Source organism: Lactobacillus paragasseri, assembly GCF_003584685.1.
GTDB classification, from domain to species: Bacteria; Bacillota; Bacilli; order Lactobacillales; family Lactobacillaceae; genus Lactobacillus; species Lactobacillus paragasseri.
This window is the reverse complement of the sequence record NZ_AP018549.1, coordinates 1,203,022-1,224,500: the sequence shown is the minus strand read 5'-3', so window position 1 is coordinate 1,224,500 and position 21,479 is coordinate 1,203,022. Positions and strand designations below refer to the sequence as shown.

Below are 21,479 nucleotides of genomic sequence, written 5' to 3'. Positions count from 1 at the left end.
CAGTTCACAGCTTGTACTTTCGTTGACGGCATGATATTTTTAGAGTAGAATTGTAAAACGAAACTATAGAGATATAAAGCTTCAATAACTGCATTATTATTTTGCATAAGATAGCTGTGACTGGAGTCACAGTTTTTTTATGAAGTTCGGGGAGGAATTTCTTTTGCAAAGAAGAGACGATATTAGAAATATTGCCATTATCGCACACGTTGACCACGGTAAGACTACTTTGGTTAACCAATTATTAAAACAATCAGATACATTGCCAGAGCACATGAACCTAGAAGACCGTGCTATGGACTCCAATGCTATTGAACGTGAACGTGGTATTACAATCTTATCTAAGAACACTGCTGTTAAGTATGGTGACACTACAATTAACATCTTGGATACACCAGGACACGCTGACTTTGGTGGTGAAGTAGAACGTATCATGCACATGGTTGATGGATGTTTATTACTTGTTGATGCCTACGAAGGTACTATGCCACAAACTCGTTTTGTGCTTAAGAAGGCCTTAGAAGCTGGTGTTAAGCCAATCGTAGTTATTAACAAGATTGATCGTCCAGGTGCTCGTCCAAAGGAAGTTCTAGATGAAGTTCTTGAATTATTCATTGAATTAGGTGCTAGTGATGAACAACTTGATTTCCCAGTTGTTTATGCATCTGCTTTAAATGGTACTTCTTCATATGACTCAGACCCAGCTAAGCAAGAAGAAACAATGGATCCTATTTTTGATACTATTGTTAAGAACATTCCTGCTCCAGTTGATAACTCTGATGAGCCTCTACAATTCCAAATCACTATGCTTGATTGGGATGATTATGTAGGTCGTATTGGTGTAGGTCGTATTTACCGCGGAAAAGTTAAGGTTGGAGACAACATCACTGTTATGAAACGTGATGGTTCAACGCAAAACTTCCGTGTTACTAAGTTATTCGGTTACTTCGGTTTGAAACGTAACGAAATTCAAGAAGCAAAAGCCGGCGACATTATTGCTATTTCAGGTATTAATGATATTTATGTTGGTGAAACTATTGCTTCTGCAGATAAGCCTGAAGCATTGCCACTTCTTAAGATTGATCCACCAACTCTTCAAATGGACTTTGTTGCAAACGATTCACCATTTGCAGGTCGTGAAGGTGACCAAGTTACTCCTAAGAAACTTGAAGACCGTTTGATTCGTCAAACTCGTACTGACGTTTCTTTGAAGGTAGAACCAACTGATCAATTAAATGCCTGGACTGTTTCTGGTCGTGGTGAATTACACTTGTCAATTTTAGTTGAAGAACTTCGTCGTGAAGGATTCGAATTACAACTTTCACGTCCTAAGGTTATTTACCGTGAAATTGATGGTCAAATGTGTGAACCATTTGAAGCAGTTCAAGTTGATACACCAGATGCTTACGTAGGTTCAGTTATTGATTCTCTTTCACAAAGAAAAGGTGAAATGAAGAATATGGAATCTACTGGTAATGGTCAAACTAGACTTGAATTCTTAGTACCATCACGTGGTTTGATTGGTTACAACAACGAATTCATGTCTCAAACTGCTGGTTACGGAATTATGAACCATACTTTTGATTCATATAAACCAGTAGTTAAGAACTGGGAACCAGGTCGTCGTAATGGTGCTTTGGTTTCAATTAACCAAGGTCAATCAACTACTTACTCACTTCAATCAGTTGAGCAACGTGGTGAATTATTCATCGGTGCTGGTGTTGAAGTTTACGAAGGTATGATTGTAGGTCAATCATCACGTGAACGCGATATTGCTGTTAACGTAACTAAGGGTAAGAACTTAACTAACACCCGTGCAGCAGGTAAGGACCACTCAGCTTCAATTAAGACTCCTAAGACTATGACTTTGGAAGAAGCTATTGAATTCTTGAATGATGATGAATACTGTGAAGTAACTCCAGAAAGCATTCGTTTACGTAAGAAGATCTTAAACACTAACGAAAGAAAAAAGGCAGATAAGAGACGTAATAAGTAGTTAAATTCTTATTTGATTTTTAAAAGTAGCTCATTTTGTGGAGCTACTTTTTTTTATCCGTAAAGGTAGTGATATAATGAGAAAGATTATTTAACTAAAGGGGCAAGTATATCGTGCGACAAAAATTAAGATACTTAGACTATAGCATCTTGATCCCATACCTGATTTTGTCAACCATTGGGGTTATCATGGTCTATTCAGCAAGTTCAGATATTTTGTTAGTAAATGGCTTTTCACCTAGTGTATATATGAAAAGGCAAATTATATATTTTGTTGCTGCATTTTTATTCTTTGGAATTCCATGTTTTGCTTTGAAATTAAAAATATTCAAAAATAGAAAATTTGTTATGTCTTACTTAGGTATTTCATTTTCTATGCTATTCTTTTTGATTGTCTTGAAAGTAATTAGTCATGGAAAAGCTGCTATTAATGGTGCAGTTGGCTGGATCAATTTAGGTTTTATTAATATTCAACCTGTGGAAGTAGCTAAGTTGTCTTTAGTACTATATTTAGCTTTTGTTTTATCAAGACGGGATGGAAAGTTTGTTCCAGGTCAAATTTGGCATAATTTATTTGGACCGACAGTTATTTCGTTTATGATGATTGGACTGGTTATTTTAGAACCAGATTTTGGTGGCTCAGCCATTCTGTTTATGATTGTGTTTGTGATGTACAGTGTTTCTGGTATTCCAACTAAGTTAGCAGTTTATTGGCTTATCGGGCTTTTCGTTGGGATTGTCTTACTGATGCTAGTGTTATTGGTTTGGACACCAGGATTCATTAAGGATTCTTATCAGTTCCAACGCTTATTAGCCTTTGTTCATCCCTTCAAACTAGAAAAAACTGGTGGTGCTCAGTTAGTTAATTCCTATTATGCAATTCACAATGGCGGTTTATTTGGTGTTGGCTTAGGTAACAGTATGCAAAAAAGAGGTTATTTACCAGAGCCATATACCGACTTTATTTTATCTATTACTGCTGAAGAGTTAGGTGTAATTGGTGCGATTGTGATTATTTCCTTATTATTCTTCCTGATGTGGCGCATTATGGAAGTTGGAATTCACGCTGATTCACAGTTCAATGCTTTGGTTTGCTTTGGTGTGGTAACTATGATTTTTACCGAAACGCTCTTTAATGTAGGAGCAGTTTTGGGTCTTTTGCCGATCACTGGGGTAACCTTGCCATTTATTTCTTATGGTGGATCTTCAATGATTGTCTTAACTGCTGCTTTAGGATTAGTCTTAAATATTTCAGCTGCTGAAAAGAAGACAATGATAGAAAGTAGGAGTGTACTTTGAGTTTGGTTTTTAAAGATGAGTCAAATAACAAAATGACGGCGCGCACACAAATAATTGTTTGGCTTTATCAAATTAGCGATCAATACAAGTTGCGCCGATTTGGCAATATTATCTATTTTTCACGTAAAAATAAGTATGTAGTTCTATATGTAAGTTCAGAATATGCTTCAAAGGTAATTACTGAATTAAAGAGTAAGAATTATGTCCAGTCAGTAGAAACTTCAAAAACCGATAAGCTTGATTTTTCTGCTGAACACGAAGAAAAGATGATGCGTGAACTAAAAGAAGAAGCAGAAAAATTACGAGAAGAAAACGAGGATTTACGAGTTTGAGGATTATTGCAGGAAAATATGCTAAGCGTAATTTACATACTTTAAAAAGTAATGCTACTCGTCCGACTAGCGATAAAGTAAAGGGCTCTTTGTTTAACTCCTTGGGGCAATTTTTTGATGGTGGGCGAGTATTAGACCTTTATGCTGGTAGTGGAGCTTTAGGAATTGAAGCTGTTTCTCGCGGTTATGACAGTGCAGTTTTAGTTGATATTAGTGGTCAAGCATGTCAAATTATTAGGAAAAATGTTGAACTTACTAAAGAAGAAGATAGATTTAGAGTTCTAAAGTGTAATGATAATCGTGCCATTAAAATTTTAAACGAGGAAGGGAAAAAGTTTGATTTAATTTTTCTTGATCCTCCATATGCTAAGCAAAAGATTGTTAAGATTATGACTAAATTGCTTGAAAATGATCTATTAAATGATAATGCATTGATTGTAGCTGAGACTGATGAGCATGATGAATTACCAGAAGTTTCTGGCTTTTCAATTATTAAGGATCATCAGTTAGGTAGAACAAAAGTAAAAGTTTACAAGAGGAAGTAAAATGACAAAGGCAATTTTCCCTGGGAGTTTCGATCCAATAACCAATGGTCACGTTGAGGTGGTTGAAGCAGCAGCCAGAATGTTTGAAAAACTGTACGTAGTAATTATGACGAATACAAGTAAGAAGTATCTTTTTGATGAAAAAGAGCGCTTAGATTTGGCTAGAAAAGTTTTTGAAAACGATGAAAATGTTGAAGTGATTGCTCGTCCAGCTGAATTGACTGTTGAAGTAGCTCATGAGCTTAATGCTGGGGCAATTGTTCGAGGATTGAGAAATACCACTGATTTTAATTATGAGCGTGATATTGCTGGAATTAATAAGACTTTAGATCCAAAATTAAATACAGTTTTATTGTTTACTCGTCCAGAAGATAGCTTCATTTCTTCAAGTATGATTAAAGAAACAGTATTTTTTGGTGGCAATGTTTCAACTCTAGTTCCAAAGTCAGTGGCAGCTGCTTTGAAAGAAAAGCTGAGGAATCGAAATAATGAAGAAAAATAAAAAATTAAAATTTTGGCTGCTAGGAATAGCAGCATTTTTAATAGCAGTTGTTTTTTGTCTATGGCCTACGCAATACTATATTGAAGCGCCGGGGGAAGCTTTTCAAATTAGTAAGTATGTTAAAAGTACAAGAAAACCTAATCCTAATTTTTATCTAGTCACTGTGAGTGAACGTCCTGCGGTTATGATTGATTATTTAACTAGTTTCTTTAGGGCAGGAGATAGCCGTTATTCAAAGACTGAATTAATGGGGACATCAAGTAGTGCTGAATATAATCAAATGCAGCAATACTACATGGAAACTAGTCAGAACAATGCAATCTATTACGCAGCTAAGAAAGCAAAAGTCCCGTATCGTCAAGAATTTTTAGGCGTTTATGTGATGGAAGTTATGAAAAATTCAACTTTTAAGAATAAGTTGAAAGTTGGAGATATTCTAGTTAGCGTAAATGGTAGAAAATTTTCTTCTAGTCAGGATCTAATAAAATACGTTTCTTCATTAAAGCATAAAAAAGTACAAATAGCAGTTATTCAAGGAAAGAAGCATCTGACTTTTTCAGGAAAAACAGTTAAATTATCTGGGACCAATCGTTATGGAATTGGTATTCAGTTGGTAGATCATACGAAGGTCGTAACTGATCCTGCAGTTAAGATTGATGCAGGAGATATTGGTGGCCCGTCTGCAGGTTTAATGTTTACACTTGAGTGTTATCAATTGTTTACTGGTAAGAATCTTAGTGCTAAGAAAATAGCTGGTACGGGAACAATTGATAGTGATGGTAAGGTAGGAATGATTGGTGGCGTTGATAAAAAGGTAATAGCCGCCAGCCGTCAAGGAATGAGAGTCTTTTTTGCACCAACTGATCAACCAGAAGTTGTTAAAAAGAATGAAACAAATTATGCCGAAGCAGTCCGAACTGCTAAGAAAATACATACTAAGATGAAGATTGTGCCCGTAGCTCGTTTCGAAGATGCACTAAATTATTTAGAAAAATAAATTGAAAGCAGCAAAAAAATTGCTGCTTTTTTTCGTAATAAATAATGAGGTGATAAAAATGGATTTAGAAAAAATCAAAGAATTCATAATAGAAAAGAAAATTTGGGTGATTGGAATTATTGTTTTGATCCTAGGTGGAGGATATTTTATTCAGAAAAATAACCAGCCAGCAGTCAATAACACCCAGGTCTTGAGCGAAAATAATAAGACCCAGTCAACGGAATTTTCTAAAAGTGAGAACAAAACTACCCAATCTACATCAAACTTAAATAGCTCATCAAAGCAAAACACAGTAACTGTAGACATTGCTGGAGCTGTTAGACATAGTGGTGTCTATACATTGAAAAATGGGGCTAGACTAAACGATTTGTTGAGAATTTGTGGCGGCTTAACTGATAAAGCAGAGACGCGGGCAATTAATCGAGCAGCCTTATTAAAAGATCAAGATCAAATTTATGTCCCGCATATTGGTGAAAAAGTAGAAAATCTTCCTGGAAATGGAGCTTCAAATAGTCAAAATCCTGCCGCTTCCGATACTTCTAGTTCAAGTTCAGAGCAAGTTCATTTAAATTCAGCAACGGTGCAGGACTTACAAAAGTTAAACGGCGTTGGTCAAAAGAAGGCAGAACAAATCATTGCATATCGTGATCAAAATGGTGGCTTTAAGCAAATTGAAGATTTGACCAAGGTAACAGGAATTGGTGAAAAAACTTTTGAAAAGCTCAAAGATCAGTTGGCACTCTAGTTTCTATGCCACTGGATTTTATTTATTGCTTGGCTTAGTTTGTATTTCAGCAACTTTTCTTATCTTGCAGACCAGTAACCTTATCCAAGGTATTGTTGCTACATTGTTTTTAATTATTTTTTGTTTGTTGCTAATTTATAAATTTCCGCAATATTGGCATTTAGTTGCAATATTTTTAGGAGTAATTACAACTTTATGCTTTATTAATCAAAGAACAAGTGAATTAGAAATTGGAGAGCCGATTCTAATATATAGTGATCAAGTGAAGGTGAGTGATAATTTCTTCTATGGAGAAGGAAAAATAGGGAAGAATAAAGTTTTAGTCAATGGAAGTGCAAATAAGTCTTTTGAAAAGGAATTAAACAAATATCATGTCGTTTATTTGGTAAACTACAAGGCAAAAGTAGAAACAATTATGCCTGCAACGAATCCTGGTGAATTTGATTATCAAAAATATTATCGCAGTAAAAAGATCAGGGAAAGAGTTAAGCTTGAGAGTTATCAAATTTATCCTAAGCATATTGTTGTTTTTGATTGGGTTCATATGCTCCGTAAATTTTTGATGAATTATTTTGAAAAAATGCCCCAATATACTAGATTTTTTGCTAGTGAAATGGTGTTAGCACAAAACCCGAGTACAGATAATAAGGTTTTACTGAATAGTTATCGAGACTTAGGCATTATTCATCTTCTGAGTATCTCCGGTTTACATGTGAGTTTATATATCTTAGGTATTACATGGTTAGGGACAGTGATGAAGAGAACAGAAGAAGAGGTTACAATACTTTGCGTTACTTTTTTAGTAATCGAAATCTTATTGTCTAATTTTCAGGCTGGGTTTGTTCGTGCAAGTTTAAGTTACTTTTGGAGTGTTTTCTTTAAAAGAAAGGAAATTATGGTTAGTAGCGGCGACAAGTTAGGGATAGTGGTTTTAACGCATTTACTTTTTAATCCTTTATTATTTTTAAGCAGTGGAGCTATTTTGAGCTATTTACTAGTTTTGGGTTTAGAAATAAGTAAAGACTTTAAGAAAATTAGACAGAATTTTGCTCTTAATTTGTTAATCACACCGATTTTATTGCATAATTTTTATCGGATTAATTTTTTAACTGTCATTTATAACTTTTTAATTGTTCCAATTTTTAATTTTATTCTCTTACCACTGACCTTTATTGTAATTTTTTTGTTTTGGTGTTTGCCAGCAACTGTAAAGTTAAGTGAACCAATTTTTAAAGGACTTGCAGATTTAACTAATTTTATTGCTGATAAGCAATTGGGCTTAGTAACTTTTGGTCAAATCAATTGGCTGCAAACAATATTTTTATTAGTTGTGACAGTGTTTTTAATTATTTTACCTAAACATATGATTCAAAAGTTAAAGTTAAGATCGATGATAGTTGGAGCATATGTTAGTATTTTTTGCTTGATTCATTTTCCTTTAAAAGGACAAATTTCTTTTATTGATGTTGGCCAAGGCGATAGCATTTTGATTACTACGCCTTTGAACAGAAAGACTTATTTAATAGATACCGGTGGAAAATTGAATTTTGGTAAAAGGAAAAGCGAGCCGCAATTAAACCGAATTACGATTCCATTTTTATATGCTCAAGGAATTGATCATTTGGATGGCGTTTTTTTAAGTCATCAGGATGCAGATCATATTGGTGATTTAAAAGCACTCCTTGATCAAATTCCAGTAAAGAAGTTATATTTTGCTAAAGGATTAACAGATAACCAATCTTTTAGAAGGAAAATAAATGGACATTTAAAAGATGTCCAATTAGTTCCCTTACTTGCAGGAGATAAAGTTAAAACTAAAGATTTAAATTTTGATGTAGTTTATCCTTTTAAACCTGGTTTGGGTAAAAATGAAGATTCTCTGTCTTTAACTTTTAAGTTAGCAAATAAACGTTGGCTTTTTACCGGAGACTTAGGTAGAGAAGGAGAGAAAGAAATTTTAAATCACTATAATTTACAAGTAGATTATTTCAAGCTGGGGCATCATGGTAGTAAGACTTCTAGTGATCCAGACTTTTTAAAACAGTTAAATCCGCAACTTGTTTTTATTTCATCAGGACGAGATAATCGCTTTGGTCATCCCCATCAGGAAACTTTAAAAACATTGAAAGACCTGAGCATTCCATACTTAAATACGCAAGATAGTGGTACAATTACTTGGAATTACTCACCATTTAACAGTGAGACAATTACGACTTTTTATAAAGGAAATACAAAATGACATTAATCTCTCTTTTTAAACAGACTAATCCTAAGAATGCTAATCTTTTGATCCAGGGACCAGATTCTTTTTTTAATGATTATTTAGTGCGTAATTATCTTAATCAAAAGAAATTTACAGACCTTGATCAAGTAATTGTGGATTGCCTTGAAGATGGGTTGGATGAACTAATGGCTACTTTAACAGAGTCTTCTTTGTTTAGTTCTAAGAAAATTGTCGTTGTTAAGAATCCTTTCTTTTTAATGGCTAAGGTCCCGCAAAAGTATAAAAAGCAAATTGAAAAATTAACTAAAATTATTGAACATTTAGATGACTTAGAAGATATAGTGGCTTTTGTAGCTAATTATGAAAAAATCGATCGCCGAAAAAAGATCAGTAAATTTTTGCTGGAGCATGTTAATGTTGTTGAAACAGCGCTTAAGCCCTATGAAGTGAGTGGGGTAATTAAAGCAATTAGCAAGGAAGAAGGCTACCAAATTACAAACATGGCGCTGCAAATTTTAATCCAAAGAAGTGATCAAGTTTTAGATGCAGCGTTAAGTAATTACTTGAAATTAAAAAATATTGTTGGGGAAGATAAAAGAATTACAGAGACCCTAATTAATGAAAATATTGATCGCTCTCTTTCGGAAAATATTTTTGAAATATTAACAGCCGCTTTTAATAAAAATTATCAAGAAGCTACTCAGCGTTTAGATGATCATCTAAGAGAAGGAGCAAGTGCGATTCAATTATTAGCTATTTTTGAGTCGCAAATTGAATTTTTGACTTGCGTTAAAGTTCTTCAAAATCGGCGTTGGAGTAAAGATCAAATTACTAAAGAGTTAAAGGTAAATCCATATCGGGTAAAGTTAGCTATGGAGAATAAAGTTTCTTTGAACAAGTTAGCGAGCCTATTAAAGCAGGCAATTGAACTTGATTTTGGATATAAAAATGGAACATATCGCGGGGATGAGTTTTTAAAACTTTTCTTACTAAAAATTTAGACGACAAAAAAGCCCGGAGAATTATCTCCGAGCTTTTATTTTGTCTAATATAAAGTGTCAAGCAAGTGATTACTTGTTAGCAGCCTTCTTAGATAAGCGTGACTTATCACGGTTAGCCTTGTTCTTAGAAATAAGACCTTTAGAAGCAGCCTTATCTAAAGCACGTGCAGCTTTAACTTCTAAATCGAGGACATCTTTTGCGTCATTTTCAACAGCTTCGTTGAATTTTCTTACAGCAGTTCTCAATTTACTTAATTCAGCAGCATTGCGCTTGTTAGCAGTAGCAGTAGTCTTAACACGTTTAATTGCTGATTTAATTTGTGGCATCAAAATCACCTCGATAAAATAGATTTACTCGTTAATTATACTTAATAGAAGCTTTTGGTGCAAGGTAATTTGGGCTTGCTTTTTTAAAAACTTCAATGTAATATTATTATTTGTTGGAACCATTAACGCTGTTTTCCCGCCGCCGACGGTTAACGTTGTTAATGGCAATTATTTAAAAGAGAGGTATTTTCTAATGGCTATTTCAAAAGAAAAGAAAGATGAATTAATTAAAGAATACGCACGTCACGATGGCGATACTGGTTCTCCAGAAGTTCAAATTGCACTTTTAACTAGTGATATCAACAACTTGAACGCTCACTTAAAGGCTAACAAGCAAGACCACCACTCATACGTTGGTTTGCTTAAGAAGATTGGTCACCGTCGTAACTTACTTCGTTACTTGAAGAACAAGGATATTCAACGTTACCGTGAATTAATTAACAAGTTAGGTTTACGTCGTTAATCTTAATAATTCATAAGCCTCAGCTACTCTTTGTCATAAAGAGTAGCTTTTTTGTTTCTTTCAAATTCATATAAGTATATGGTAAAATTAATTAGATTAACTTCGTTTTGATCATTAAGATCCATAAATAATTTAAGTAAATATAGAAAGAAGCAAGAAAATGTCACAAAAGATTAAGATAATGATCTTGGGCGGCGCACGTGAAAATGGTAAAAATATGTACGCTGTTCAAGTAGAAGACGAAATTTTTATTATGGATGCAGGTTTAAAATATCCTGATTCATCGTTACTTGGAATTGATGTCGTAATCCCTGACTTAGATTTCTTCCGTGATTATGGTGATAAGATTGCCGGTATTTTCTTAACACACGGTCATGCTGATTCAATTGGTGCTTTGCCATATATCTTAAGAGATTATGATATTCCAGTCTTTGGTTCAAAATTAACGATTGAATTAGCTAAGATTGCTGTCCAACGTGAAAATAGACGTCGTAAAAATGACTTATTCCATGTTATTGATGCAGATACAGAAATTGAATTTAAGAATGCAAATGTATCTTTCTTTAAGACTACGCACTCAATTCCAGATTCTTTAGGTATTGATATTTCTACTAAAGAAGGAGAAATTGTTTATACTGGGGACTTTAAGTTTGATCCATCAGCAAAAGACGGTTTCCGGACTGATTTTGTACGCTTGTCTGAAATTGCACAAAAAGGCGTTTTAGCATTACTTAGTGATTCAACTAATGCTGAAGCTAACTTCCCAAATGATCGTCAGACTAGCATTGAAAAGTATATTTTTAATATATTTGAAAACTATAACGGCCGCATCATTGCGGCAGCTAAAGCATCGAATATTGTCCGTGTCCAAGAGATTTTTCAAGCAGCAGCAGCAACTGGAAGACACGTTTTCTTAACTGGTAGAGATGCAGGTAAAATTGTCTACACTGCCATGAAATTAGGCTACTTAAATGTCCCTAAAGGCTTGTTAGTTCATAGTAAAGATTTAAAGAAGATTCCTGATAAAGAATTAGTGATCTTAGAAACCGGTCGCATGGGTGAGCCACTTAAGTCACTTCAAAAAATGGCAACTAACCGCCACCGCATGATCAAAATCAAGAAGGGTGACTTGGTATTTATCGCTACTACTCCTTCTCATTCAGTTGAAACAATGGTTGCTCAGACAAGTGACATGATTTACCGTGCGGGTGGTACGGTTAAAGAACTTGGTAGAGATAAGCATACTAGTGGACACGCAACCGGTCGTGATTTGCAATTGCTAATTGATACATTGAAGCCTAAGTTCCTAATTCCAGTTATTGGGGAATACCGTTTACTTGAAATTCATAAAGATTTAGCAATTGAAGCTGGAATGAATAAGAAAGATATTTTCTTACCACATAATGGGGATGCTTACGCTTTAGAAAAAGGTCGCTTCTATCGTACCGATGCTGTTCCTGGGGAAGATATCATGATTGATGGTTCTGGTGTTGGGGACGTTGGTAACATTGTTTTAAGAGACCGTGAAGTTTTATCTGATGATGGTGTCTTTATCGCTGCTGTTACTATCGATAGAAAGAAAAAGAAAATCATTTCAGAACCACGTGTTTCAACTAGAGGTTTTGTTTACATTAAGGCTAACCATGCTTTGATGAATGGTGCTTCTGATGTAATCAAAGAAGCAGTTAACAATAACTTTGAACATAAGAAATTTGACTGGACTGAATTAAAGCAAGATGTCCGTAATGATGTTGAAAAGTATCTTTACAAGCAAACAGGTCGTCGTCCGGTTGTTTTGCCAGTTGTGATGGAAGTTAACCAAAATAGACATCGTGCAATGGCTAGACGAAACAATCAAGAAAATAATTCAGAAAAGCGTCAAAATAGAAGAAGTTATCATAAAAAAGATTCAGAACAAAAGAAGGCAAAAGCATAATGACACATGCAAGCAAAGACAATTTTTTGCTTTTAGCTAAGGAAGCTAAAGAACATAATGACTTGCCGCAAGCTAAACAATATTTGCTTGAAGCTTTACGATTAGGCCATGATTCAGATATTGTTTGTGAGTTATGTGAAATATACTTAAGCCAAGAGAAGGGAGATCAGGCATATTCTTTAATTAAAGAGGAGCCTGACCTTTTTTCTAATAAGAAGGTTTACGACACTTATCTTAAGATTTTGAAGTTTCAGCATTATGCAATTGAAGCTAAGCAATTAGAGTACTTACTTGATAAAAAGTTACCGCTCAAGATTGAACCAGTTAGCCAAATTAAGCAGCTAGAAATAATGAAAAATTTTAAAAAGCTTAAGTATATTCAGGAAAGAGATTATTTACTCTTATACTGTTTAAGCGTAGAAAATTTTACTAATCTAGCAAAGAGTATTTTGATAGATCCATCTCCTAATTTTGCATTACGGCTTTCATTATGCGAAGACTTGGTGAAACTTGGAGATAACGAAAAAATTCAAGTTTATATTTTAGGAGAAGCAAAAGAGTTTATTCCTAAGGAAACAGACTTACTTGAGAAAAGTCCAATTTATCGAGAAGTTTGCGTAAGTTTAGCTGATTATTTTAGACAGGATCCAAGCAAATTACCTTTAATGATTGGCGAAATGAATGTTTGTTTAGGGATGCTTTATCCACGCTTAAGAGATTATATTAAAGATCCGGACCAATTTGCTCATGATTTCAGAAAATATCTTGAGAAAAAAGAAGGCGGAGCAAATCAGAAACTTCTAAATAAAATATATGAATATTTGGCATATGAAAAAGCAACAAATTCTGATTTTTAGTCCCGATATTGAGCAAAAAAGGTTTACATTTTCTCTGGATCTAGTATAATCAATAAAGGATATTTTCAAAGGGGTACGAGCTAGGCTTTTACCTTTGAAAGTAGTATAATAATCAACAGAGAATTATCCGTTACTTACTCAACGGACTTCTTGCAAATTTACAGGAGGGTCATATTAATGGCAGAAAAAGAACATTACGAAAGAACTAAGCCGCACGTTAACATTGGTACTATCGGCCACGTTGACCATGGTAAGACCACTTTAACTGCAGCTATTACTACTGTTTTGGCAGAAGACGGTTTGGCACAAGCTGAAGATTACTCACAAATCGATGCTGCTCCAGAAGAAAAGGAACGTGGTATTACTATTAATACCGCTCACGTAGAATACGAAACTAAGAATCGTCACTACGCTCACATGGATGCTCCAGGCCACGCTGACTACATCAAGAACATGATTACTGGTGCTGCACAAATGGATGGTGCTATCTTAGTTGTTGCTGCAACTGATGGTCCTATGCCACAAACTCGTGAACACATCTTACTTGCTCGTCAAGTTGGTGTTAAGTACATCGTTGTATTCTTAAACAAGGTTGACTTAGTTGACGATCCAGAATTGATCGACTTGGTTGAAATGGAAGTACGTGACTTGTTAACTGAATACGATTACCCTGGTGACGATGTTCCTGTTATCCGTGGTTCAGCTTTGAAGGCACTTCAAGGTGACCCAGAACAACAAGACGTTATCAGAAAATTAATGGAAACTGTTGACGAATACATTCCAACTCCAGAACGTGATACTGACAAGCCATTCTTAATGCCAGTTGAAGACGTATTTACTATCACTGGTCGTGGTACTGTTGCTTCTGGTCGTATCGACCGTGGTACTGTTAAAGTTGGTGACGAAGTTGAAATCGTTGGTTTAACTGACAAGGTTGAAAAATCAACTGTTACTGGTTTGGAAATGTTCCACAAGACTCTTGATCTTGGTGAAGCCGGCGATAACGTTGGTGTATTGCTTCGTGGTATTGACCGTGACCAAGTTGAACGTGGTCAAGTTTTAGCTGCACCTGGTTCAATCCAAACCCACAAGAACTTCAAGAGTCAAGTTTATATCTTGAACAAAGATGAAGGTGGTCGTCACACTCCATTCTTCTCAGATTACCGTCCACAATTCTACTTCCACACTACTGATGTAACTGGTAAGATTGAATTGCCAGAAGGTACTGAAATGGTTATGCCTGGTGATAACGTTGAATTCACTGTTGAATTGATCAAGCCAGTTGCCATTGAAAAAGGTACTAAGTTTACTATCCGTGAAGGTGGTAAGACTGTTGGTGCTGGTCAAGTTACTGAAATTCTTGACTAATTCCAGACTTCTTAAAAAAGATGTATCTTAGGATACATCTTTTTTTTATTCAAAAATTTAATAAATCTCTCTCTGGATTTGTGTTTTAGCAGCGTTTAGGGTAATATAGTTAAGTGTGCAATAGCAAACCCAAATTTGACATCGGAGGTATTTAATTAATGTCTGTAAAATGGGAAAAGACCGGTAAAACATCCGGTGAATTAACTTTTGAAATCTCACAAGAAGAAGTAAAAAAAGGCTTAGATCAAGCTTTCAAACGTGTTAAGAAGAACTTACGTGTACCTGGTTTCCGTAAGGGACACGTTTCTCGTGTTGTTTTTGATCAATTTTATGGTGAAGAAGCTCTTTACGAAGATGCTTTAAACATTGTTTTACCAGAGGCTTATGCTGCTGCAGTTAAAGAAGCTGGTATTGATCCAGTTGGTCAACCACAAATTACTCCTGTTTCAATTGATAAGAACAAGCCTTGGGAAATGAAGGCTACTGTTTCTGTTAAGCCAGAAGTTAAATTAGGTGACTACAAGGGTATCGAAGTTCCTAAGCAAAGTACTCGCGTTTTAGTTAAAGACGTAGATGCAGAATTAAACAAGCGTCGTGAACAAAATGCTGAATTAGTATTGAAGGACGGTAAAGCTGCTAAAGGTGATACTGTTACTATCGACTACACTGGTACTATTGATGGTAAGCCATTTGATGGCGGTAGTGCTCAAAACTACTCATTAGAATTAGGTTCAGGTACTTTCATTCCTGGCTTTGAAGATCAACTTATTGGTCACAAGGCTGGCGATGATGTAGACGTTGTTGTAACCTTCCCAGAAGATTACGGTGCAAAAGACTTAGCTGGTAAAGAAGCACACTTTGCTACTAAGATTCATGAAGTGAAATCTAAGGAATTACCTAAGTTAGATGACGAGTTTGCTAAAGACGTTGATGATTCAGTAGAATCACTTGATGAATTAAAAGATAAGATCAAGAAGGACTTGAAGAAGCACAAGGAAGAAGACGCAAAAGACGCTATCCAAGATGCTGCAATCAAGGGTGCAGTAGAAAATGCAACCATTGATGAAGTTCCTCAAGCAATGATTGATGAAGACGTTCAAAACCAATTGAACCAATACTTGGGCAACATGCAACGTCAGGGTATTGATCCAAAAACTTACTTCAAGTTGACTGGTACTACTGAAGCTCAATTACGTGAACAATTAGCTAAGGGTGCTGCAGAACGTGTTAAGACTAACCTTGTTTTAGAAGCAATTGTTGCTAAAGAAAAACTTGATGCAAGTGCTGATGAAATTAAGCAAGAAATTAAAGACTTAGCACACGACTACAACATGGATGAAAAAGTTGTTCGTCGTAGCTTGAGTGATGACATGCTTAAGCATGATATTGCTATTAGAAAAGCAATTGATTTAGTTGCTGACAAGGCAAAGCAAGTTGCTAAGAAAGCTACTAAGAAATCAACTGCTAAGAAGTCAACCAAAGAAGACGAAAAAAAGGCTGATAAGTAATAGTTGATAACTAGTTAAAGAAAAGGCGGCTATGACAGTCGCTTTTTTCTTTACTATCAATTAATAAGACAATTTTCTTTACTCTGCCAAAGTGAACTGCTAAGCTTATTTTGACATAAAGTAAGTGAAAAGGAGGAAGGCTCATGGCTAACGAAATTACTGAACAAGAAGAAGTAAAATGTTCTTTTTGCGGTAAACCACAGTCACAAGTTAAAAAAATTGTGGCTGGAAATGGAGTCTACATTTGTAACGAATGTATTGATCTTTCCAAAAAAATTATTGATGATGAATTAAAAGCAGATTCTATCAAAGAAACCAAAGATCTGCCTAAGCCAATGGAAATAAAAAAGCAACTAGATGAATACGTAATTGGCCAAGATCGTGCCAAGAAGGTCCTTTCAGTTGCTGTTTATAATCACTATAAACGTATTAGTCAAATGGATATTGATAGTTCTGGAACTGAATTGCAAAAGTCAAATATTGCTTTGATTGGGCCAACTGGTTCCGGTAAGACCTATCTAGCTCAAACTTTGGCTAAAATCTTGAATGTCCCATTTGCTATTGCAGATGCAACAACTTTAACTGAAGCTGGTTATGTTGGTGAAGATGTAGAAAACATCTTACTTAAATTATTGCAAAATGCTGACTATGATCTAGAACGTGCACAGCGCGGAATTATTTACATCGATGAAATTGATAAGATTTCTAAAAAAGCAGAGAATGTTTCAATTACGCGTGATGTTTCTGGTGAAGGTGTACAGCAATCTCTTCTTAAGATCTTAGAAGGAACTATTGCCTCTGTTCCACCACAAGGTGGACGTAAGCATCCACAACAACAGATGATTAAGATTGATACTACTAATATCTTATTCATTGTTGGTGGTGCATTTGATGGCATTGAAAATATCGTTAAGAATCGTCTTGGCAAGAAGACGATCGGTTTTGGTGCTGAAAATGGTCTTAATCAAGTAGATACAGACGACTGGCAAAAGAATCTTACAACTGGGGACTTAGTTAAATTTGGCTTGATTCCTGAATTTATTGGTCGTATTCCGATTATCACTACACTTGATAAATTGAGTACTGAAGACTTAATTAGAATTTTGACTGAGCCAAAGAATGCTTTAGTAAAGCAATATAAGAAATTGCTGTCTCTTGACAATGTTGATCTTGAATTTACTGATGGTGCTCTTAAGGCGATCGCTGATATGGCAATTAGTCGTCATATGGGTGCACGTGGATTGCGTTCAATCGTTGAAAATTCATTGATGGACGTAATGTATCGCACGCCAAGCGAAGATAATATTGAGAAGGTAGAAGTTACCAAGGATGTTATTACTAAGCATGCGCAGCCTAAGATTACTTATAAAGAGAATGAGTCTCAAGAAACAAGTAAGGCGGCTAAATAATGAAAGTCGTAGATACAGAATTTGTAATTAGTGCCGTTTCCGAAAAGCAATATCCTAAGGATGATCTGCCAGAGTTTGCTTTAGCTGGGCGTTCAAATGTTGGTAAATCGAGCTTAATCAATACTATTGTTAATCGTCGTAAATTAGCTCGTACTTCTCAACAACCAGGTAAAACTCAAACGCTTAATTTTTATAAAGTAAATAATGAGCTATATTTGGTTGACGTACCAGGTTATGGCTATGCAAAAGTTTCCAAAAAGCAAAGAGCTGCTTTTGGTGAAATGATTCAGGATTATCTTGAAACTCGCGCTGACTTGAAAGGGCTTGTCCTTTTAGTTGATGCGCGTCACGATCCAACTGCTGATGATATTAATATGTTTAATTATGCACTCTATCTAGATATTCCAATTTTGGTTGTAGCAACTAAGATGGATAAACTTAAGAAGATGGAAGCAAGCCAAATTAAGCAGAAGATTGGTAAGAGCCTAGATTTAAAACAAGAGAATGTATCTTTTTTACCATTTTCTAGTGTTTCTAAACTAAACGTGGATAAATTCTGGGACTGGATCGAGGATAAAATGTAATTTTAAAAAATTGCATAATTTAATGATTAAATCCGTCTAACTTTGTTATAATAAAAGACGTTGAAAATATTGAACTAATAATATTTCAACAACCTTTGAAAAAAGAAAAATACCGGTTGGAGCTGATAGACTCTAATCGGTATTTTTTCTTGCTTAAATAAATGAATTAGCTTTAGAATTGAAATATATACTTTAAAGAAATAAGGGAGAAAAATGACTAAGAAAATCTTGTTTGTTTGTCATGGTAATATTTGCCGTTCACCAATGGCTGAATTTATTACTAAGAAAATTGTCAAGGATCTGGGTAAGGAAGATGAATATGAAATTGCATCTGCTGCTACAACTGAAGATGCAATTATTGGCGGCGTTGGACACGATATTGATGTACGTTCACAAAGAGTGATGAATGAACATGGTATTCCTTTTAATCATCGTCAAGCTAGAAAAATGGTTAAAAGCGACTACGCTAAGTATGATTATATTGTTGGTATGGATGAAGAAAACTTTTTTGATATGAATCACATTTCGGCAGGAGATCCAGAAAGAAAAGAATATAAACTCTTATCTTTTACTGGTTCAATGATGGACGTAGATGATCCATGGTATACGGGTGATTTTGAGGCTGCATATCAAGATATTTATCGCGGCTGTGAAGCTTTGATTAATAAGATCGAAAAGTCAGGCAAATAATGCAAGTTTTACCAATTTTTTTAATTATTTTAGCGGTAGTAATTATGGGGTATATTTTTACTTCTAAAAATCGCTTTTACTTCTTGAAGGCAATTATTTTATTTTTGGTGTTACTAATTTTTAGTACCATTAACTTTTTAATCTTTTTCGGTATTGCAGCTTTATTTATTAATCGAATCCACGATATGAAGCTGGGAAACCTGTTCCTGCTTTTGGGAGCCCTGGTCATTCTTTCAGGTCTTTTTCTCTATGAAGGATTGAAAAAATTCAATAAGTTTCATCAGATTTCAGAGATCACATTAACGTTAATTGAATATTGCATTCAGTGGTCGCTGATTTATGTTACGGTGTATCAATCAATTTTCAATAATATTGCTAAAATTCATACCATTACCAAGATGATTAAAACTGTCCGTATTTTAAATCCAGATCTTTTAGTAGTGATTGTTTTACCATCATTTATTTCAATTTGGATTTCGGTTGTGCTTTTGAAAAAATATCAACATGATTTGTAAAAGATAGTCTTATAGATGAAAATTTAACTGTTATCATGAAAGGTGTGCCTGCAAAAGAAAATTTAATTGCAGCAATTAACAGTATCAGAAGACTAACTAGTCTCTGATTATTAAGTTTCTTCTATTTAAAGTGTAATTTCTTAAAAGTGAAATTACACTTTTTCTATAAGCTTAAAAAGCTCCAAAGATCAAAATTAAATGGTAGGATAATAATGAAAGAAAAGGAGAAACGCCTATGAAAAAAATATTACTAATGAGTGCAGTAGCCCTCAGTTTAATCGGGGCTAGTGCTTGTTCAAATAATTCAAATTCGACTAGTAATAGTAGCACAAAGAGTTCAAAAACTGTCCAAAAGAAGCACTGGGACAAAAAGAAGGATCAAAAACTTGCTAAAGAAATGGATAAATATGGTAAGAACAAGAAGCAAACTTACACTAAATATGATGGTAAGAATAAGCTGACTACTGCAAGCCGTATCTATCCAGATGCTTTTAGAAAAGATACTTTTAAGCTAAACGGTAAAAAGATTAGTATTGGCTGGAGTCCTCAAGGCGAGCATCATTATGATTATGATGTAATGGCTATTTATAATCATGACTTAACTAAAGATGGTCAACATAGGACTTTTCTTTTCTGCTGGCACAAGCAAAAGCCGATTGTCCTGGTAGATGAATCAAGTAAAGGCAATGTTGTTAACTTACATGTCAGCCAAGATAAGTCATTAAATGGTAGTTTTTCAAATATTATGATTGGTGAAAACATTTAGTTGAAAAGTCTGCGTCTGGCAGACCTTTTTGTTTCTAAAAATAAATATCCGTATAATAGATGACAAGTGAGATGATTGGAATAGGTAGGGAATAAAAATGTTAAGTAAGAGAATGAAAGAATTGCTTGATATGGTGTATGAAACACCGAATACAATTGATCTAGCAATAGTTGTACAGACGCCAAATTTTGAAGAAACCTTCATTAGCGATAATTTGAGGCGTTCTTATCAACCAGCAAGAGCTGAAGGGTTAATTTTTAGGTTGATTGGCACTTTTGTCCAAAAACTTGACTTAGATTATCATGAATTTATTGATGTCTTAAAGGGCGACTTAGAAGATGACCTCTTTAACGTAGACGCTATGAGAAAGTTAAAACGTCCTAGTCAGAAGCTTTCTGAGGATAAATTTAAGAAAGCAGAAAAGCGCGTTGAAGATGTAGTTGATTTTGCAGAAGAATTAGTCAGTGAAGGAGCAATTGGCGATTACGTATTAGTAGTTAACTATACTGACCAGCTGGGGGATGTTTTTTTCCATGATACTAGCGATCAAAATATGTCGACTTATCATGATATTCAAGTCATGTTAATGGAATATGCCAACCGCCAGCTTCTTAATCCAGTTGCGGTCATAAAAGACTTAGAGAAAAAGCGCCCAGCTCCAGCTAAATTACTTAATAAGTCTGCTTTTGAAGATCGAGAAATTAATGGCTTTAAGATAGAAGATTTTTGGCAAATTTACCGTGTTCCTTATCAGGGCGGTCAGTTTGACTTAGAAATTCCAGAAGGTCTGCGCTTTGAAAAAGAGTTAATTAAGTATAGTAAGAATTTGCAGCGTTTAGATTTAACTTATTTCCTCTTATTTGTTAGAACTGACCGCTATGTTTATCTAGTCACGCCGGCTTTTAAGACTGAGGATGACTTGGTAGAGGCTTTAGCAGGATATTTGACTACGCTAGAAGTTAACATGGATTTTACTGATGAAAAATTTAAAGAGATCAGCGACATGATGCTTGAAGAGAAGTCCTACTTAGGCTTAGTCCACGGCGGGGATGTCGCATATGCCATTGATTTGCCGGTAAAACGTGAAATAAATGATGGTCAAGAAATTCGTAAGCAAATTAATGATGTTTTTAGTGATTTGTTGACTTATCAAAAGCTAGGCACTGTCCATGATTTTTATTTATTTGCAAATGTTAAAGAAAATAATTTCACTGGCGGGATGATGAAAGAGAACAATTTAACTAGTTACTTATTGAACTTCGTTGAATTATTAGCATATTTGACTCATATGTACCCAAATCTAGCATCAAAGAAGATTATTGACTTGGTTGCGACTAAAGAAGAATTAAAACGCAAGCGGAAATAGTTGCTTTCTTTGCTCAAAGTTTCTATTGTAGAAGTGAGAGTGTAATTAAG

Annotated in this window: 21 protein-coding genes; 20 read left to right on the top strand and 1 reads right to left on the bottom strand. The window is 34.8% G+C overall.

Features of this window, described 5'->3' with window-relative positions:
- The first annotated feature begins 139 nt into the window (after nt 1-139).
- The 9 genes from typA to holA all read left to right on the top strand — a co-directional run bounded on the left by typA (nt 140) and on the right by holA (nt 9,640).
- A complete protein-coding gene (typA, locus tag LpgJCM5343_RS05910; protein ID WP_003647125.1) occupies nt 140-1,996 on the top strand; it encodes a translational GTPase TypA in 1,857 nt (618 codons plus the stop codon).
- 113 nt (nt 1,997-2,109) lie between these two features.
- On the top strand, nt 2,110-3,294 hold the full coding sequence (locus LpgJCM5343_RS05905) for an FtsW/RodA/SpoVE family cell cycle protein (RefSeq protein WP_020807146.1): 1,185 nt from the start codon (nt 2,110-2,112) through the stop codon (nt 3,292-3,294).
- On the top strand, nt 3,291-3,626 hold the full coding sequence (locus LpgJCM5343_RS05900) for a YlbG family protein (protein ID WP_003648624.1): 336 nt from the start codon (nt 3,291-3,293) through the stop codon (nt 3,624-3,626). Before LpgJCM5343_RS05905 ends, LpgJCM5343_RS05900 begins: the two co-directional genes overlap by 4 nt.
- Nucleotides 3,623-4,171 (top strand): 16S rRNA (guanine(966)-N(2))-methyltransferase RsmD, encoded by a 549-nt coding sequence (rsmD, locus tag LpgJCM5343_RS05895; RefSeq protein WP_113576144.1) that lies wholly within the window; start codon nt 3,623-3,625, stop codon nt 4,169-4,171. Before LpgJCM5343_RS05900 ends, rsmD begins: the two co-directional genes overlap by 4 nt.
- 1 nt (nt 4,172) lies before the next feature.
- Nucleotides 4,173-4,673, top strand: coding sequence for a pantetheine-phosphate adenylyltransferase (gene coaD, locus LpgJCM5343_RS05890; protein ID WP_077958796.1), 501 nt, complete (start codon nt 4,173-4,175; stop codon nt 4,671-4,673).
- Nucleotides 4,660-5,670, top strand: coding sequence for a SepM family pheromone-processing serine protease (locus LpgJCM5343_RS05885; protein ID WP_101890795.1), 1,011 nt, complete (start codon nt 4,660-4,662; stop codon nt 5,668-5,670). The genes coaD and LpgJCM5343_RS05885 overlap by 14 nt, the downstream gene beginning before the upstream one ends.
- 58 nt (nt 5,671-5,728) lie before the next feature.
- On the top strand, nt 5,729-6,415 hold the full coding sequence (locus tag LpgJCM5343_RS05880) for a helix-hairpin-helix domain-containing protein (protein WP_039156264.1): 687 nt from the start codon (nt 5,729-5,731) through the stop codon (nt 6,413-6,415).
- Nucleotides 6,369-8,654: a DNA internalization-related competence protein ComEC/Rec2 gene (locus tag LpgJCM5343_RS05875; protein WP_101890794.1), complete on the top strand. Its 2,286-nt coding sequence runs from the start codon at nt 6,369-6,371 to the stop codon at nt 8,652-8,654. The genes LpgJCM5343_RS05880 and LpgJCM5343_RS05875 overlap by 47 nt, the downstream gene beginning before the upstream one ends.
- Nucleotides 8,651-9,640 (top strand): DNA polymerase III subunit delta, encoded by a 990-nt coding sequence (gene holA, locus LpgJCM5343_RS05870; RefSeq protein WP_003648632.1) that lies wholly within the window; start codon nt 8,651-8,653, stop codon nt 9,638-9,640. Before LpgJCM5343_RS05875 ends, holA begins: the two co-directional genes overlap by 4 nt.
- Nucleotides 9,641-9,709: 69 nt before the next feature.
- Here holA and rpsT read toward each other — a convergent pair whose 3' ends face one another.
- Nucleotides 9,710-9,967, bottom strand: a complete 258-nt coding sequence (gene rpsT, locus LpgJCM5343_RS05865; protein WP_003647133.1) for a 30S ribosomal protein S20 — start codon at nt 9,965-9,967, stop codon at nt 9,710-9,712.
- A 193-nt stretch (nt 9,968-10,160) separates the two neighbouring features.
- Here rpsT and rpsO point away from each other — a divergent pair, with 193 nt between their 5' ends.
- The 11 genes from rpsO (at nt 10,161) to LpgJCM5343_RS05810 (ending at nt 21,429) form a co-directional block, all read left to right on the top strand.
- Nucleotides 10,161-10,430 carry a 30S ribosomal protein S15 gene (gene rpsO / locus LpgJCM5343_RS05860; protein ID WP_003648633.1) on the top strand — a complete coding sequence of 90 codons (270 nt, stop codon included), beginning with the start codon at nt 10,161-10,163 and terminating at the stop codon, nt 10,428-10,430.
- Between the two features lie 160 nt (nt 10,431-10,590).
- Nucleotides 10,591-12,366: a ribonuclease J gene (locus LpgJCM5343_RS05855; RefSeq protein WP_077958801.1), complete on the top strand. Its 1,776-nt coding sequence runs from the start codon at nt 10,591-10,593 to the stop codon at nt 12,364-12,366.
- Nucleotides 12,366-13,223, top strand: a complete 858-nt coding sequence (locus LpgJCM5343_RS05850) for a hypothetical protein (RefSeq protein ID WP_003648635.1) — start codon at nt 12,366-12,368, stop codon at nt 13,221-13,223. The genes LpgJCM5343_RS05855 and LpgJCM5343_RS05850 overlap by 1 nt, the downstream gene beginning before the upstream one ends.
- A gap of 177 nt (nt 13,224-13,400) precedes the next feature.
- The gene (tuf, locus tag LpgJCM5343_RS05845) at nt 13,401-14,591 is read left to right on the top strand and encodes an elongation factor Tu (RefSeq protein WP_113576145.1); all 1,191 of its coding nucleotides are present in this window, start codon (nt 13,401-13,403) and stop codon (nt 14,589-14,591) included.
- A 158-nt stretch (nt 14,592-14,749) separates the two neighbouring features.
- On the top strand, nt 14,750-16,099 hold the full coding sequence (gene tig, locus LpgJCM5343_RS05840) for a trigger factor (RefSeq protein WP_101890793.1): 1,350 nt from the start codon (nt 14,750-14,752) through the stop codon (nt 16,097-16,099).
- Nucleotides 16,100-16,242: 143 nt separating this feature from the next.
- Nucleotides 16,243-17,508: an ATP-dependent Clp protease ATP-binding subunit ClpX gene (gene clpX, locus LpgJCM5343_RS05835; RefSeq protein WP_101890792.1), complete on the top strand. Its 1,266-nt coding sequence runs from the start codon at nt 16,243-16,245 to the stop codon at nt 17,506-17,508.
- Nucleotides 17,508-18,092, top strand: coding sequence for a ribosome biogenesis GTP-binding protein YihA/YsxC (yihA, locus tag LpgJCM5343_RS05830; RefSeq protein WP_003648639.1), 585 nt, complete (start codon nt 17,508-17,510; stop codon nt 18,090-18,092). Before clpX ends, yihA begins: the two co-directional genes overlap by 1 nt.
- 213 nt (nt 18,093-18,305) lie before the next feature.
- Complete coding sequence (locus LpgJCM5343_RS05825) at nt 18,306-18,782, top strand: low molecular weight protein-tyrosine-phosphatase (protein ID WP_003648640.1); 477 nt, start codon at nt 18,306-18,308, stop codon at nt 18,780-18,782.
- On the top strand, nt 18,782-19,297 hold the full coding sequence (locus LpgJCM5343_RS05820) for an SA1002 family membrane protein (protein ID WP_039156283.1): 516 nt from the start codon (nt 18,782-18,784) through the stop codon (nt 19,295-19,297). Before LpgJCM5343_RS05825 ends, LpgJCM5343_RS05820 begins: the two co-directional genes overlap by 1 nt.
- 235 nt (nt 19,298-19,532) lie before the next feature.
- The gene (locus tag LpgJCM5343_RS05815; RefSeq protein WP_113532444.1) at nt 19,533-20,063 is read left to right on the top strand and encodes a DUF4767 domain-containing protein; all 531 of its coding nucleotides are present in this window, start codon (nt 19,533-19,535) and stop codon (nt 20,061-20,063) included.
- Nucleotides 20,064-20,160: 97 nt separating this feature from the next.
- Entirely contained in the window at nt 20,161-21,429 is a 1,269-nt protein-coding gene (locus LpgJCM5343_RS05810) for a hypothetical protein (protein WP_113532443.1), read from the top strand.
- Nucleotides 21,430-21,479: the final 50 nt, after the last annotated feature.